Source organism: Streptococcus sp. 3613 (assembly GCF_013277375.1).
In the GTDB taxonomy this organism is placed as follows: Bacteria; Bacillota; Bacilli; order Lactobacillales; family Streptococcaceae; genus Streptococcus; species Streptococcus pseudopneumoniae.
In genome coordinates this window covers 1-15,449 of the sequence record NZ_VMMV01000020.1, presented here as the reverse complement: position 1 = coordinate 15,449, position 15,449 = coordinate 1, and the positions used below count along the sequence as shown (strand labels likewise).

Genomic DNA, 15,449 nt, shown 5'->3' with positions numbered 1-15,449 from the left:
ATATCATGAGGAGGAGTTCGTGTGCAAATAGAGTTATTGGATATCATCGATGAAAAGAAAACCAGAAAGGAAGCTATCAAAGTCCTTAAAAAATACAGTCGTCTGAGACGGATAGCTGGAGAAGAATACGCCCCCAAAATAACAATATCCTACTCACTTGAACCAAGGTCATCAAGTGGCCAGACAAGTAAGCAGGTAGAAAGTATGGTTGTGCGTAGAGTGTCTGCTCAGCAGGATTTAGAACTAATCGCTAAAGCAATCAACAATCTTTCCGATATGGAATACACACGTATCCTAATCGAACGATATTGCAGGAAGAAAAGGAGGGAAGACTACAGCATCTACTCAGAACTAGGCTACTCATCTAGTGAGTATTATCGGATATTAAACAAAGCTCTACTAGAGTTCGCGGAGTCCTATCAAGCAAGCAATCTTTTGGTTTACAAGTGATTTCTGGGAAAATCTTGGGAAAAATCTGGGAAAATCTTGGGAGAATTGGAACGAAAAAAGGTGCTAAAATAGTATTATCCAATGATTGGGTAACGAACAGTCATGAGGACTCCTAAAAATACAGAGGTTTCGGCCTCTTAGACAGTAAGGACAGGTTAGCAGGTTGTTTGGCTCTCCTTGAAACTTTTATCAAGCGTGCGTTTTACTGCTAGACCAGTTGGTTCAATTCCAGCTACTGTCATATTCAATGCCACGACCAGTGGCTTTTTATGTAGGAAAGGAGAGGTACATGAAGAAAGTAGAACCAATTCGTGATTTAGACGATATAGAACGAATCAAAGATTACTTGAAAAACAAAAGTGATAGAAACTATGTTTTATTCATGTTTGGAATCTACTCTGGTTTAAGAGTGAGCGACATAGTACCTCTTCAAGTCAAGCAAGTAATTGCTGATAGGATTGAACTAAAAGAGAAGAAGACTGGTAAGATAAGGTATTTTCCAATCAGCCCCCCTCTCAGAAAAGAAATCAATCGATACATTAAAGATAATCAGTTAGCAGAGTACGACTATCTCTTTCCAAGTAAAAAGAAAAAGAGAACAGATGGTGTTCGTATCACACACATTGGAAGAGTAGCAGTCTATCAAATACTTCAAGATGCAGCTAAATATGTAGGTTTGAATCATATAGGAACTCATTCGATGAGGAAGACATTTGGATATCATCATTACAAAAAGAATAGTAATGTAGCTATCCTACAAAAGATATTCAATCATTCCACACCAGACATCACACTAGGATATATCGGTTATAGTCAAGACGAACTTGACCAGAGTATACTATCATTTGATTACTAAATAGCCTATCTATTTTACATAATGAGAAAATGTAAATTAGTTTTTAGAAAAATATGGTAGAAGCCTTGATACTCTTGACTTTGAAGTTGTTTAATTTTATTTAACAGAATATAAGATATGTTAAATACAAGAGGGGGTGGGTGCACTAAAAACACCCCTACTTTGAAAGATACCGAGGGGTACATTTGAGAATACCAACCCCCTCCATTAAAAAGAAAGGACTCCCTCCCTAGATGAATACCAACCCCCTCCGAGCGGACCGTAGTGGACCCCATAGAGTAGCCTTTGAGAAGAATAAGAAGATTATCTTAAAGACAAGAAACACTTGTGGGATATGTGGCCAGCCTGTAGACAAAGACCTGAGATATCCTCATCCATTAAGTCCAGTCATTGATCACATCGTTCCAGTAAATAAGAACGGACATCCATCTGACATTGCTAACTTGCAGTTGGCGCATTGGCAATGCAATAGACAGAAGTCTGACAAGCTATATGCTGATGAGAAGACAAACGGAACAAAGGTCATTGGTAATAGGAACTTACCACAAAGTACAGATTGGTTTAAGTATAAGGGTTAAAAAAATAAACGTGATTAAAAAAAGGACGAGTGTTCCTGCCAAGGTGGGGGGATGACCCCCTCCCCCTCGGTGCTTCAGGGCTTCACACCGTCACTGTACATTTTTTCTCGCGGGAAATGAAAGGTAGTTGTATAAAATGACATTGAAAGGCATGGGCTATCTCAGGAAGAAGCTAGCCAATTACAAAATGGGTGTAGATACTAGATACAAACAGTATGCTATGCAACACAATGAGGTAGATGTTGGTATTACGATACCACCTCAAATCAGGCAACAATATCGGGCAGTCTTAGGTTGGGCTGCTAAGGGTGTTGACAGTCTTGCAGATCGTTTGGTCTTTCGTGAGTTTGCCAATGATGAGTTTGGAGCGAATGAAATCTTTGCTCAGAACAATCCAGATGTATTCTTTGATAGCGCGATCCTTTCAGCTTTGATTGGGTCGTGTTGTTTTGTCTACATCTCGCAAGGAGACGATGATGACGCTCCTCGGTTGCAGGTTATTGAGGCAAGCAACGCGACTGGTGTTCTGGATCCTATCACTGGCTTGCTGACAGAGGGCTATGCCGTTTTGAAACGGGATGACAATGGTTATGCCGTGCTTGAGGCTTACTTCACTAGTGATGTGACTTGGTTCTATCCGAAAGATGGTAAGCCGTTTGCAATCGGAAATCCAACTGGGGTTCCTTTGCTGGTGCCAGTCATTCATAGACCTGATGCTGTCCGTCCGTTTGGTCGGTCACGAATTACTAGAGCTGGGATGTACTATCAGAGATATGCTAAACGAACGCTTGAGCGGTCGGATGTGACTGCTGAGTTCTATTCATTCCCTCAGAAGTATGTGTTGGGATTGAGTCAAGATGCTGAGGCGATTGATACTTGGAAAGCGACTGTGTCCAGCTTGCTGACCTTTACCAAAGATGATGAAGGGGATAAGCCGAATGTAGGACAATTCACCACATCCAGCATGTCTCCTTTTACTGAGCAGTTACGGACTGCAGCAGCTGGATTCGCTGGGGAGATGGGTTTGACCTTGGATGACCTTGGGTTTGTTTCAGATAATCCATCATCTGTTGAAGCTATCAAGGCTAGTCATGAGAACTTGCGGTTAGCTGGTCGAAAGGCTCAGCGCTCTCTAGGCTCTGGTTTGCTAAATGTGGCTTATGTGGCAACTTGTTTACGAGATGAGTTTCCTTATTTGAGAAAGCAGTTCAATAAAACGGTTGTGAAGTGGGAACCTTTGTTTGAGGCAGACGCTAACATGCTGACCTTGATTGGTGATGGTGTTATCAAACTGAATCAAGCGGTGCCTGGTTATATGGATGCTGAAACCATCCGTGACTTGACTGGAATTAAGGGGTCAGACAAGCCTGCTCCAGTAGTGAAGGAGGGTGCAGATGGTGGAGGATATCGTTCCGAGCCTGCTCAAGAAAATCAAGTCTGAGTTTGAAGGTGCTAGGCTAGACAGCGAGGTTTTGAAAGACTTACTGTCTAAACTGCATCATAGCAAGGCAAGTTATTTGGATGCTAATCAATATGCTATTGAAATTGGGGAGATACTTTCTAAGGCTCTGGGAGCTTCTCTAACGAACGAAACGCTACCAGACGGTAAAATGTATTACAATATCGCTCAACGTGTGCTGACGGACGTTCTGGGGCGAAATCATGAGCTTGTGAGTGATTATACTGAGCAAATTCAGAAGAATTTGAACTCTGAGGCTAAAATCGGGTTAACTGCTCAGGTTCCTGAACTTAATCAAGACCGAATTGATGGTCTGGTTAATCGTTTAGCAAGTGAGGAAAGTTTTGATGATGTAAAATGGTTGCTTGATGATCCGATTGTAAATTTTAGTCAGAGCATTGTGGATGATAGCATTCGAAAAAATGCGGAGTTCCATCATAAAGTGGGATTGCATCCGACTATTGAGCGTAATTCAACTGGGCATTGCTGTGATTGGTGTCAATCGCTAGTTGGTAAATATCTTTACGGCACAGAGCCATCAGGATTTTATAGAAGACATCAACGTTGTAGATGTACAATAGATTACCATCCTAAGAATGGTAAACAACAAAATGCATGGTCTAAGAAAATAATCAAGGAAGCAAGCAATGAAAAAGAGCGTCGTAAACAACAACTCATTGATATCAAAGATAACTTTGCAGCGGACGACAAGAGAGAGTACAGAAGTATTGTTAAGGTATTAGGTCGCAAAAATGCTCCTAAATCAGTAGCTAAATTTAGAGAATTAAAGTATAATGATGTTAAAGAATATGAGCAACTGAAAGATAAAGTATTTATTTACCAGAAAATCCAAACGGGGGAATGGGGTAAAAAAATAAACCCTGAAAAGCAGTTGCCGCATATGGAATCAACACATAAAGCAGGGAAATCTTATATCTATGATTCAGTTGATGTTCAGGAATTGTTTAATAAACATCACGGAACTGGTCGTATTGAGCTTGACAGACACGGAAGAAGAACGAACAAAGAGATAATAGAGTTAGGTTACCCAATCGGAATCAATGGTTCAGATGGCTCAGAAGTGACATCTATTAAAATCCATCATTCTGAAAAGAGAACTCACATTGTACCTAAGAAAGGAGATCAGTAATGAATTTAGAACAATATTTAGGAAAAGATATTCGAGTTACTTTTGTTGATGGTCAAATTCTTGAAGGTCATTGTAATACTTTTACTGGAAAACAAGATACAGAAGATGAACTCTATGATGAAATTACGATAAGGACCGATAAACATCCATATGTTGGATTCAATGAATCCGAAATCAAGTCAATAGAATTAAGGAAGAATAATGTTAAAATTTAATTTGATTGAAGTTGTGAATGGTTTTTACCGTTACGAGGTCTTTCCTGAAGGTGATGTAAGTAGAAGGGAGATATTTGAATTTAATCCTTCTACCCGTGAGGTAAAGCGAAATGATCCCCCAAGATATGGTTTTGATTATGTGTCAAAATGCATCATAAATCTAAAAAATGCAGACGGCAGCTTGAAAGAATCAGGGCAAGTTGCTTGGTATTAAGCAGAAAGGAGACCTATAATTCTTAAACTTATTAAAATTTTCAATTCAAAAAGTAAGGGTTATTGGTATATTCCTGAAAACCGTGACCCAGGTATGATTGAGATTGATGAGCGCACTGGTGAAGTTACAGTTGCCATCGAGTCGAATTATGATAAAGAACTAGGTTATCCTTACTATGCGAACAAGGCTCGTGGAGCAGTGAAGCAGATGTGGGATAAAGGAGAATTACCAAGTGAGAAATCTTTCGCTTGGTATTAAGCACCTAGAGAAATCTAAGTGCTTTTCTTATGCTTAGAAAGGAGTAACAATGGGAAACGTGATTGATTTTTCAGAGAAAAAGTCTAGTCTGGAGCGTGGTGCTTCTGTGAAAGAAATTTTGGAGGAAAATCTTGAGGCTAGTCATGACTATACTTCGGTATTGGTAGTTTCTTTGGATAAAGATGGTGAGATAAATCTTGGTTATAGTTGGGATAGTAGTTTGCAGGCATTGGGAATGCTAGATGTTGCTAAAAACTATATTTTGAACGTAATCAATTAAATCATCCCAGCGATAGGGTTATCATGCGGTACGATTGAAAGGAGCAGTGGATGGCTAGAAAGAAACTTGGCAATCAGAATCCTACTCAATCGGTAATTTTAAAGTACGTCAAGAAAAATTCTAAGGCGAAAGAAGCGGTAGAAATCTACGAGCGGACGGGTCTTTCTTGCTACGCTTGGCAAGTCAATCTGTTGACCTCTATCATGGCGGTTGATAAGAATGGTTTGTGGGTGCATCAAAAATTTGGCTACTCTATTCCTCGTCGTAATGGGAAATCCGAACTCTTGTACCTTTTTGAACTTTGGGGCCTGCATAATGGACTAAACATCCTACACACGGCTCATAGAATATCCACCTCTCATTCCTCTTTTGAAAAGGTGAAACGTTACCTTGAAAAAATGGGGTATGTGGACGGTGAACACTTTAGCTCTATACGAGCCAAGGGACAAGAGAGGATTGAACTGTTTGACGGTGGTGGGATTGTACAATTCCGTACCAGAACATCCAATGGTGGTTTGGGGGAAGGTTTTGACCTTCTCGTTATCGATGAGGCTCAGGAATATACGACTGAGCAGGAATCAGCCTTAAAATATACGGTAACGGATAGTAGCAATCCGATTACAATCATGTGTGGGACACCTCCTACACCTGTTTCAAATGGGACGGTATTCACAAACTACCGTAAGACTTGCCTATTTGGGAGAGGAAAATACTCAGGTTGGGCAGAATGGTCGGTCTCTGAAGAAAAAGAGATTGATGATGTCGAAGCCTGGTATAATTCCAATCCCTCTATGGGTTGCCATTTGAATGAGCGGAAGATAGAAGCTGAGCTTGGTGATGATAAGCTAGACCATAATGTTCAGCGTTTGGGTTATTGGCCTGAATACAACCAGAAATCTGCTATTTCGGAAACGGAATGGAATGAGTTGTGTGTGGACTCTATGCCTGATTTGTCAGGTAAGTTGTTTGTCGGAGTCAAATATGGTCAAGATGGCGCAAACGTGGCATTAAGTATTGCTGTTCGTACTGTAGATGAACGGATTTTCGTTGAGACAATTGACTGTCAGTCTGTCCGTAACGGGAATGACTGGATCTTGGATTTTGTCAAGCGTGCTGATGTGGCTACTATCGTAGTCGATGGGGCAAGTGGTCAGAAAATCCTTGATGAAGAGTTGAAGAAGGAACGCATGAAGAGCGTGATATTGCCCACGGTTAAGGAAATCATCGTGGCTAACTCTATGTGGGAACAAGGGATTTATCAAAAGACCTTGTGTCATGCTGGTCAACCGTCTTTGAAGAAAATCACAACCAACTGCGAGAAGCGGAACATCGGTTCAAACGGTGGGTTTGGCTATCGCTCGCATTTTGCGGATATGGATATTTCTTTGATGGATAGCGCCTTGCTTGCGCATTGGGCTTGTGTGACAACTAAGCCTAAGAAAAAGCAAAAAATCAGTTATTAAGAGGAGCAGTTGAGAGACTGCTTTTTTTGATGCCTAAAAATTACCGAACTGCCGGGAAAGCAGGAGAAAGGAGACATGAAGATGTCTGAATTTAAAACGATTGAAACACAGGAAGAGCTAGATAACATCGTGAAGGAACGTATCAGACGTGAGCGTGAAAAATTCGGTGATTATGATGATCTAAAAAAACGTGTTTCTGAACTAGAGTCTGAAAATGGCGCTTTGAAAGCTACTGTTGAGGAAACAAAACAGACAATCGCCGAATCAGACGCTCAAATCACTGAATTGCAGGGGCAAGTGAGCAATTATGAAACTGCTAGCTTGCGGACTCGTATCGCTTTACAAAATGGCTTGCCTTATGACTTAGCTGACCGTCTTCAAGGTGCTGACGAAGAGGCATTAAAGGCTGACGCTGAGCGTCTAGCTGGCTTTATGCGTCCAGCAACACCTCAAGCACCGCTAAGAGATACTGAGCCCCCTATCGGTGATGACAAAACTGTGCAAATGAAGCAGATGCTTCGTGAATTACAACCAAAAGGAGAATAGAATTTATGGCAGATAATGCAATGAAAGCTGGAACACTTTTTAAACCAGAACTAGTAACAGAATTGATTAGCAAGGTACAGGGGAAATCTGTACTGGCTAAATTGTCGGCACAAACCCCAATTCCATTTAATGGGGTGGAGCAATTCATCTTCAACCTTGAAGGTAATGCGCAAATCGTTGGTGAGGGTGAGCAAAAACTTGGAAATAAAGCGAAGTTGACTTCGAAAATTATCAAACCGCTTAAATTTGTTTACCAAGCTCGCATTACAGATGAGTTCAAGTATGCTTCAGAAGAAAAGCAAATGAATTTCTTGTCAGCTTATATGGACGGTTTTGCTAAGAAGATTGCGGAAGCCTTTGACCTTGCTGCTCTTCATGGGCTTGAACCAAAAACAATGACGGACGCTTCTTTCCGTGCAACCAACTCATTTGATGGTGTGATTAGCGGAAGTGTCGTGACGTATGATGAAGCAAAAATTGATGAAAACCTTGAAGATGCAGTACAACAGGTTATTGCCCGCGGTTGCGAGGTAACAGGTATTGCCTTGTCACCAATAGCAGGTCAAGCATTGGCGAAAGTTAAAGTAAATGATGTCGTTCAATATCCTGAGTTCCGTTTTGGTCAAAATCCTGATTCATTCTACGGAATGAAATCAGATATCAACAAGAACCTTACTGTAACTGGCGGTAGTGCCGAGACAGACCATGCTATTGTCGGGGATTTTCAAAACCGCTTCAAATGGGGTTATGCTGAAAATATCCCAATGGAAATCATTGAATACGGTGATCCAGATGGCGCAGGTCGTGACCTTAAAGCTTACAATGAAATCTGTTTGCGTGCGGAAGCCTTTATTGGCTGGGGTATCCTTGATGAAGATGCCTTCGCTCGTGTGAAAGCGTAAGATTATGACTTTATACCGTGATACGAAAACGGGCGTGATTATCTCCGCTGAGAGTGTTCTTGGCGGAGATTGGGTGCCTGTGGAAAAGCAAGTGATTGAGGAAGAACATCTGACTGTCGTTGAGTTAAAATCTAGTTTAGATGAGCTGGGTATTCACTATGAAAAGAATGCCAAGAAGTCAGAGCTACTCAGCCTTTATAAGAGTCATAAAGGGTAATTTATGGGAAATTTTGCAAAGATTGAAGACTTGGAATTGTTATGGCGCTCGTTGAAATTTGATGAGCGTGCAAGGGCTGAGGCTTTGTTGGAAGTTGTATCTAATTCTTTGCGAGTGGAAGCTGAAAAAGTCGGTAAAGACCTTGACGACATGGTAGCTGAGAGCGTGTCATTTGCTAGTGTTGCCAAGTCTGTCACGGTCGATATCGTGGCACGAACCCTCATGACCTCAACAGACCATGAACCAATGACTCAGGTTGCTGAAAGTGCCTTGGGTTATTCGTTTAGTGGTTCTTACCTTGTGCCTGGGGGCGGTCTTTTTATCAAAGATACCGAACTTAAAAGGCTTGGTTTGAATAAAAAACAACGATATGGAGCGATTGAAATTTATGACCTACCTAAAAGGAATCCCTGTCATTTTAGTGGACAAGGTAGAAATTGGTAACGACGATTTCGGTCATCCAATTCATCGTGATGTTGAGATTGAGGTTCAAAATGTATTGGTTGCCCCAACTTCATCAGAGGACGTCATCAATCAAATGAACTTGACTGGGAAAAAGGCGGAATATACACTTGGTATTCCTAAAGGGGATACTAACAAGTGGGAAAACCGTGAGGTCAAGTTTTTTGGTCGTAAATGGCGGACGATTGGAATCCCTCAAGAGGGGATTGAGTCAATGATTCCATTATCTTGGAATAGAAAGGTCATGGTTGAAGTTTATGAGTAATATGAAATTTCAATTGAACTCGGCTGGCGTGTCTGCCTTGCTACGTTCTTCCGAAATGCAGGGCATTTTGAGGGAGAAAGGGCAAGGGATTGCTGAAAGAGCTGGTGAGGGGTTTGAATTGACTGTATCGCCAGGGCAAAAGCGTGCCAATGCAAAGATTAGTACGACTGATATCAAGAGCATGGCTAGAAATAAAAAACATAATATTTTACTGAAGGCTATGAGATGATCGAATTAGTTATAAAGAAATTTTTGGACGGACAGTTAGATGTTCCGTCTTTTTTTGAACATAAACCGAATATGCCTGAGAGTTATGTCATTTTAGAAAAGACTGGAAGTGGTGGAAGTGACTACGTTCATTCCGCCACATTTGCTTTTCAAAGTTATGCACCATCACTTCAAAAGGCTGCTGAGCTGAATGAGAAAGTCAAGAAAGTAGTTGAGGATCTCATCACGGTCAACGAAGTCAGCGGTGTGCATCACAATAGTGACTACAACTTTACAGACACGGAAACGAAGCAATATCGCTATCAAGCGGTATATGACATCAATTATTTTTAAAAAGGAGGTGTAGTTTTGGCGCCAGAATTAGAAGAGACAGAAGTAAGAACACCAAATGCAGAATCAACAGGAGGAAAGAATATGACGACTGCATCAGCATCAAATGTAACGGCTGCTAAGCCGAAAATCGGAGGGGCGGTTTCTACTGCTCCAGCTGGAACAGATCTTCCAACGAATGCAAAAACAACCTTGAACCCAGCATTTAAAACGCTTGGGTATATTTCAGAAGATGGATTGACCAATGAGAACTCACCAGAGTCAGAAGAAGTCAAGGCTTGGGGAGGACAAACAGTCTTGTCTTCTCAAACTAAAAAGAAAGATACCTTTAAATACAAATTGATTGAGGGTCTTAACATTGAAGTCTTGAAAGAAGTCTATGGACCAGATAACGTTTCAGGAACCCTTGAAACAGGTATCACTGTAACAGCCAATGGTAAGGAGTTGCCAGAACATAGATTGGTTATTGATACTTTGCTGAAAAATGGCTGTGTGAAACGTGTTGTCATTCCTCGTGGTAAGGTTAGCCAAATTGGCGAAATTAACTATAAAGACGGCGAACCTATCGGCTATGATTTGACAATCACTGCATTGCCAGACAACAGTGAGAACACTCACTACGAATACATTCAAGGAGCGTAAAATAAATGAGTAAAACATTCAAAGGGGAAACGAAGTTAGGTTTTAAATTCGAAATTTCTGAGCGTCGTTTAAACAACTATGAATTGTTGGAATTGATTGGTGAAGTTGACGAAGGACAAGGTCAAGTCTTTCCTAAAGTTGTAAAACTTTTATTCGGAGATGAGCAAGCCAAGGCTTTTAAAGACCACCTAAGAGAAGAAGATGGCATTGTGCCAAATGATAAAATGGCAGATGAAATCAAGAGTGTTTTTGAATCAGTTAACGGCTTAAAAAAATCCTAGTCCTTGCTCAGATGATGAATTTGGACGAAGATGCCCTTATCTGTGATTTAGCAGAAACCTATCAAATATACGACTATAAACAGCTACCTTTAAATGAGGTGGCTGTTTTTGCGTATGGTTTACGTGATGATTCACGGATAAAGCAGATCATGTCTGACCAAATTGTCTCTCTCGAAATTACTTTACTCGCAAATATCGTAGACAGACTTTCGATTTCTTTGTGGTTGCAAACAAAAGATGGGCAAAAGGGCGTTAATCGTCCTGCATCAATTGCTGAATTGCTTACAAAAAATCACAAAGAAGAGAGTGACGAAAGGGATTATCTCGTCTTTGAATCTGGTGAGGACTTTGAAAACTATCGCAAGGCTTTACTTGCGAAAACAGGAGGTGATGAATAGTGGCGACCGAATTAGGAAAAGCCTATGTACAAATCATTCCGTCTGCTAAAGGTATTAGTGGCATGATTCAAAAGGAAATGGGTGGTGAAGTTGCCTCTGCTGGCGTTAGCGCAGGCGAATCCCTCGGATCTAAAATGATAGGCGCTGTTTCAGGAATTATTGCTGCTGCTGGAATTGGTAAGGCCATTGGAGAATCGATAAATGAAGGGGCAGCACTTCAACAATCGCTTGGTGGTGTCGAAACCTTATTTAAAGATTCAGCTGATAAGGTCAAAGGCTTTGCAAACGAGGCCTACAAAACAACAGGTCTATCGGCCAATGCCTATATGGAAAATGTTACAGGTTTCTCAGCCAGCTTACTACAATCTCTTGGTGGAGATACAGATAAAGCAGCAGAAACAGCTAACATGGCCATGATTGATATGTCGGATAATGCCAATAAGATGGGGACATCTATGGAAAGCATTCAGCTGGCTTATCAAGGTTTTGCCAAGCAAAACTACACCATGCTCGACAACTTAAAACTCGGTTACGGTGGTACGAAACAAGAAATGCAACGGCTTTTGTCCGACGCAGAAAAACTGACAGGCGTTAAGTATGACATGAATAACTTGTCAGATGTTTATAGCGCCATCCACGCTATCCAAGAGAATTTGGACATCACTGGTACAACAGCGCGAGAGGCAGCAACAACTTTCACTGGATCATTTGAATCTATGAAAGCAGCTGCTCAGAATGTGCTTGGAAAGTTGTCATTGGGTGAAGATATTCAACCTGCATTACAATCTCTGCTAGAAACGACATCCACATTTCTCTTCGGAAACTTGATTCCGATGATCGGAAATATTTTGAAGCAAATTCCTAACCTTATTTTAGGAGGAATCAAGGGTGTTTTCAGTGGGATCTTTGGAGAAGGTCTAGGAAGTATCATGGGTGGTATCGTTACCGCTCTTGGTTCTGCATTTTTAGCTTTTAAAGCATTTTCGGCAGTCACGGGATTGCTATCTGGAATACCTGCTATCTTAACGACAATTAAAACAGCAGTCACGGGTCTTTTTACTGCAATGAGTGCCAATCCAATCGGAATTGCAATCGCAGCGATTGCTGCATTGACTGCAGGTTTGGTTTATTTCTTTACTCAAACCGAGATGGGAAGGCAAATCTGGCAAGGATTCATGGATTGGTTCTCTGGGGTGTGGCAGTCTGTCGCACCAGTCTTGACCGAAGTTTGGAATGGTATTGTTGAAACAGCTACGACCGTCTGGAACAATATGATGGCTGTTGTTGCTCCAATTATCCAAGCAGTTGTTGACTTTATTAGGTCTGTTTGGGACGGCATTTCCCTATGGTGGACTGAAAATCAAGGTTTGATTCAACAAACGTTCACAACGGTTTGGAACGCCATCCAGACAGTTATTCAGACGGTTATGCCGATTATTCAGTCCATTATTGAAACCGCAATGAATATCCTTGCTCCTTTCATTGAAACGACGTGGAACAATATCTGCACTGTAGTGAAGACGGTTTGGGAATTGATTAAGATTGCTATTCAGACGGCTATGGATGTCATTGGTGGCATTATAAAAGCAGTCATGGCTATCATCAATGGTGACTGGGGCACAGCTTGGAATGCTATAAAGGGTGTTGGTGAGGCTATCTGGAAAGGGTTGTCTGCTGCAGGTAAGGCTATCTTTGATGGTTTTGCTCAGATATTATCTAACATCTGGAATACAATCAAATCTGTCGCAAGCAGTGCTTGGGAAGGTTTGAAATCAACCGTCTTAGGTCTGATTGATGGACTTGTACAAGGAGCTAAAAAGGCTTGGGAAAGCATGAAACAAGGTGTTCGTGATCTTGTAAGTAATGTTACGAGTATCTTTGATGGTATTCGAAATATTGACCTATGGTCAGCAGGTAAGGCTATCCTTGATGGATTCCTAGGCGGTTTGAAGTCTGCTTGGGGAGCAGTAACTGACTTCGTTGGTGGTATTGCTAGCTGGATTCGTGACCACAAAGGTCCGATTGAATATGACCGTAAGCTCTTGATTCCTGCTGGTAATGCGATTATGCAAGGTTTGAATAGAGGGTTGCAAGACCGTTTCAAAGGTGTTAAGAAATCTGTCAGCGGAATGGCTGGTGAAATCTCAAGTGCATTTTCAAACGATAATTTTGGTTTGAGTGGAACACCTACCATTGCCAAGAATATTGAAGCAAGTTTGGCTATGCCAAGCGCTCAACTAGAGGCAAAAGACAGTCAAACCGTGTCTGAGATAGCGATTCTGAGAGCAAGTATGGAGAAGATCCTTACCGCTATCCTTGAAAAGCCGTCAGATACTTACCTGGACGCTGATAAAATTTCAATGAGCGTCTACCAACGTCAAGGTGCGATTTATGCTAGGGAGGGAATGTAATGTTTTACATGATTATCAATGGTTTCAATACATCAACTATCCCTCACTGCGTGGTGACGGATTTTGGTCAGGTGGAGGCAGCTAAACCTAGGGTGGTTGAAGATGCTAACCTCTACGGAGCCAACGGAAGTTATCGAGTGCTGGATGGTGGCTATGAGAGTTATGAACGGACTTTTTCGTTCTACATTCCTAAGTTACTGGATGTTTCGACTATCGTGGAGAAATTTCAGCCTAAGGACAATGTGCTGGAGTTTAGCTACCAGTTGGGTTCTGTCTTTTATGCGGATTTTATTGGTGCAACCTATAGCCCTCATGGGATGCATGCCTGGAAGCTAGAGCTTAAGCTGAGTATGCAACCGTTCCGCTATCAGAAAAATCTTGCTCCTCTTATTTTTACCGCAAGCGGTAATGTCAACAATCCAGGTTCTGTCTATAGTGAGCCTGTAATTGAGATTGAGGGGGACGGAGATATTTCTTTGACTATCGGACGGACAACCATGCACTTGACGATTAGACGAAAAGTGACCATTGATTGTAGGCATAAGAAGCAGAATATCTACAACGCAGATGGTGCGGTTCAAAATACGCTACGAAAACGTGGAGGCTTCTTTGAGTTGGCAGTTGGTAGTAACGGTCTGGTCTTTACTGGTGCGGTTCGTAAGGTCACAGTTCGGCCGAATTGGAGGTATATTTTATGATTTATCTTACAGAGGGAAATAGGCCTTTAAACGAGTCCTACAATGATGAAATTGTCCATTTGGGGAACAATACCTATCAACTGACCTTTCGCTTTCCTACATCGGATCCCAAGTGGGAATTGCTGAAAGAGGAAACTTTTCTGACTGCAGATGACCTGCATGGTGAGCAGGATTTTTATATTTTTGAGGTTGAAAAGCAACAAGGATATATTCAAGTCTATGCCAATCAGGTTATCAGTTTGTTAAATAATTACATCGTTAGCTCTATCGAGGTTGACCGTGTCAGTGGTACAAGGGTGTTGAGTGCTTTTGCTGGTAGTATTACCAGAGCCAATCCTTTTTCTTTCTTCTCTGATATTGATGATAGGCATACGCTCAATATCAAGGACAAGAATGCCATGGAGGTCTTGGCCAAAGACAAGCACTCTATCCTTGGTCAGTGGGGCGGAGATATGGTGCGAAACGGTTACAACTTACGCTTGTTAAAAAATGGCGGTTCTGAAAATGAATCGCTTTTTATGTACAAGAAAAACTTGTCCAGCTACCAGCACAAGACCTCAACGAAGTCTTTAAAAACTCGGATAACCTTTAAAACGACTGTTAAGGGCGAGGGAGAAAATGCGGTTGACCATGATTATATGGTGGTGATTGACAGCCCCTTACTTGGGAACTACAGCCAAATCTATGAAGATGTCGTGGAGGTCAATGACCAAGACGTGACAGATGAGGCTAGCTTGATTGCATATGGTAAGCAGTATTTTCGGACAAGTATGTGCGACATGCTAGAAGATAACCTTGAAATCTCGGTTGTCGGTCAGAGTGATGTTGCGGTGCAGATGTTTGATGTGGTCAGTATCTACCATGAGTGGTACGGTCTTGATGTTCGTAAGAAAATCACCAAATATACCTATTCGCCAATGGCAAAACGTCTAAAATCAATAGGTTTTGGGACCTTCCAGTCCAGTCTTGCAAATGCGATCGGTGGGATTGTAAATGATGCCGTTTTGAATGAAAGCCGAAATCTGCATCAGATTTTTGAAGAACGTTTGAAAAAGGAAATCGCCAACGCTGACCGTGCTTTTGACGCTGAGTTTGACAAGCGTGAGAAAGCTATCACGGATGCCATCGAACTTGCCAAGGCTAAGG

The 15,449-nt window shown here is 41.5% G+C and carries 23 protein-coding genes; all 23 read left to right on the top strand.

Going from position 1 to position 15,449, the window contains the following annotated elements:
- The first annotated feature begins 21 nt into the window (after positions 1–21).
- Entirely contained in the window at positions 22–450 is a 429-nt protein-coding gene (locus HT708_RS02245) for an ArpU family phage packaging/lysis transcriptional regulator (RefSeq protein WP_001165369.1), read from the top strand.
- A 289-nt stretch (positions 451–739) separates the two neighbouring features.
- Complete coding sequence (locus tag HT708_RS02240) at positions 740–1,306, top strand: site-specific integrase (RefSeq protein ID WP_000754954.1); 567 nt, start codon at positions 740–742, stop codon at positions 1,304–1,306.
- Between the two features lie 233 nt (positions 1,307–1,539).
- Positions 1,540–1,884 (top strand): HNH endonuclease signature motif containing protein, encoded by a 345-nt coding sequence (locus HT708_RS02235; RefSeq protein ID WP_001095652.1) that lies wholly within the window; start codon positions 1,540–1,542, stop codon positions 1,882–1,884.
- Positions 1,885–2,020: 136 nt separating this feature from the next.
- The gene (locus HT708_RS02230) at positions 2,021–3,325 is read left to right on the top strand and encodes a hypothetical protein (protein WP_119942450.1); all 1,305 of its coding nucleotides are present in this window, start codon (positions 2,021–2,023) and stop codon (positions 3,323–3,325) included.
- A complete protein-coding gene (locus HT708_RS02225; protein ID WP_119942448.1) occupies positions 3,279–4,493 on the top strand; it encodes a polymorphic toxin type 50 domain-containing protein in 1,215 nt (404 codons plus the stop codon). Before HT708_RS02230 ends, HT708_RS02225 begins: the two co-directional genes overlap by 47 nt.
- The gene (locus tag HT708_RS02220; RefSeq protein ID WP_172925915.1) at positions 4,493–4,708 is read left to right on the top strand and encodes a hypothetical protein; all 216 of its coding nucleotides are present in this window, start codon (positions 4,493–4,495) and stop codon (positions 4,706–4,708) included. Before HT708_RS02225 ends, HT708_RS02220 begins: the two co-directional genes overlap by 1 nt.
- A complete protein-coding gene (locus HT708_RS02215; RefSeq protein WP_119942444.1) occupies positions 4,695–4,922 on the top strand; it encodes a hypothetical protein in 228 nt (75 codons plus the stop codon). Before HT708_RS02220 ends, HT708_RS02215 begins: the two co-directional genes overlap by 14 nt.
- A gap of 93 nt (positions 4,923–5,015) precedes the next feature.
- Positions 5,016–5,180 carry a hypothetical protein gene (locus HT708_RS02210; protein ID WP_172925914.1) on the top strand — a complete coding sequence of 55 codons (165 nt, stop codon included), beginning with the start codon at positions 5,016–5,018 and terminating at the stop codon, positions 5,178–5,180.
- A 49-nt stretch (positions 5,181–5,229) separates the two neighbouring features.
- Positions 5,230–5,460 carry a hypothetical protein gene (locus tag HT708_RS02205; protein ID WP_050254363.1) on the top strand — a complete coding sequence of 77 codons (231 nt, stop codon included), beginning with the start codon at positions 5,230–5,232 and terminating at the stop codon, positions 5,458–5,460.
- 50 nt (positions 5,461–5,510) lie between these two features.
- Entirely contained in the window at positions 5,511–6,923 is a 1,413-nt protein-coding gene (locus HT708_RS02200) for a terminase (protein ID WP_138700364.1), read from the top strand.
- An 81-nt stretch (positions 6,924–7,004) separates the two neighbouring features.
- Positions 7,005–7,469 carry a DUF4355 domain-containing protein gene (locus tag HT708_RS02195; RefSeq protein ID WP_138704944.1) on the top strand — a complete coding sequence of 155 codons (465 nt, stop codon included), beginning with the start codon at positions 7,005–7,007 and terminating at the stop codon, positions 7,467–7,469.
- A 5-nt stretch (positions 7,470–7,474) separates the two neighbouring features.
- Entirely contained in the window at positions 7,475–8,371 is an 897-nt protein-coding gene (locus HT708_RS02190; protein WP_172922086.1) for a phage major capsid protein, read from the top strand.
- 4 nt (positions 8,372–8,375) lie between these two features.
- Positions 8,376–8,588 carry a HeH/LEM domain-containing protein gene (locus tag HT708_RS02185; protein ID WP_172922085.1) on the top strand — a complete coding sequence of 71 codons (213 nt, stop codon included), beginning with the start codon at positions 8,376–8,378 and terminating at the stop codon, positions 8,586–8,588.
- A 3-nt stretch (positions 8,589–8,591) separates the two neighbouring features.
- Entirely contained in the window at positions 8,592–9,032 is a 441-nt protein-coding gene (locus HT708_RS02180) for a phage Gp19/Gp15/Gp42 family protein (RefSeq protein ID WP_172925913.1), read from the top strand.
- Positions 8,977–9,315, top strand: coding sequence for a hypothetical protein (locus tag HT708_RS02175; protein WP_000221695.1), 339 nt, complete (start codon positions 8,977–8,979; stop codon positions 9,313–9,315). The genes HT708_RS02180 and HT708_RS02175 overlap by 56 nt, the downstream gene beginning before the upstream one ends.
- The gene (locus HT708_RS02170) at positions 9,308–9,544 is read left to right on the top strand and encodes a hypothetical protein (protein ID WP_000069060.1); all 237 of its coding nucleotides are present in this window, start codon (positions 9,308–9,310) and stop codon (positions 9,542–9,544) included. The genes HT708_RS02175 and HT708_RS02170 overlap by 8 nt, the downstream gene beginning before the upstream one ends.
- Positions 9,541–9,876 carry a hypothetical protein gene (locus HT708_RS02165; protein WP_000571659.1) on the top strand — a complete coding sequence of 112 codons (336 nt, stop codon included), beginning with the start codon at positions 9,541–9,543 and terminating at the stop codon, positions 9,874–9,876. The genes HT708_RS02170 and HT708_RS02165 overlap by 4 nt, the downstream gene beginning before the upstream one ends.
- Before the next feature lie 81 nt (positions 9,877–9,957).
- Positions 9,958–10,515, top strand: a complete 558-nt coding sequence (locus HT708_RS02160; protein ID WP_119942454.1) for a phage tail protein — start codon at positions 9,958–9,960, stop codon at positions 10,513–10,515.
- A 5-nt stretch (positions 10,516–10,520) separates the two neighbouring features.
- Positions 10,521–10,796, top strand: a complete 276-nt coding sequence (locus HT708_RS02155) for a hypothetical protein (protein WP_050365284.1) — start codon at positions 10,521–10,523, stop codon at positions 10,794–10,796.
- Between the two features lie 11 nt (positions 10,797–10,807).
- A complete protein-coding gene (locus HT708_RS02150; protein WP_119942435.1) occupies positions 10,808–11,194 on the top strand; it encodes a DUF5361 domain-containing protein in 387 nt (128 codons plus the stop codon).
- On the top strand, positions 11,194–13,605 hold the full coding sequence (locus tag HT708_RS02145; protein WP_172925912.1) for a PblA: 2,412 nt from the start codon (positions 11,194–11,196) through the stop codon (positions 13,603–13,605). Before HT708_RS02150 ends, HT708_RS02145 begins: the two co-directional genes overlap by 1 nt.
- Entirely contained in the window at positions 13,605–14,303 is a 699-nt protein-coding gene (locus tag HT708_RS02140; protein ID WP_023937050.1) for an adenylosuccinate synthetase, read from the top strand. The genes HT708_RS02145 and HT708_RS02140 overlap by 1 nt, the downstream gene beginning before the upstream one ends.
- Positions 14,300–15,449: phage tail spike protein (locus HT708_RS02135; protein ID WP_172925911.1), on the top strand; the 1,150-nt coding region annotated here is incomplete at its 3' end. The genes HT708_RS02140 and HT708_RS02135, both read left to right, overlap by 4 nt.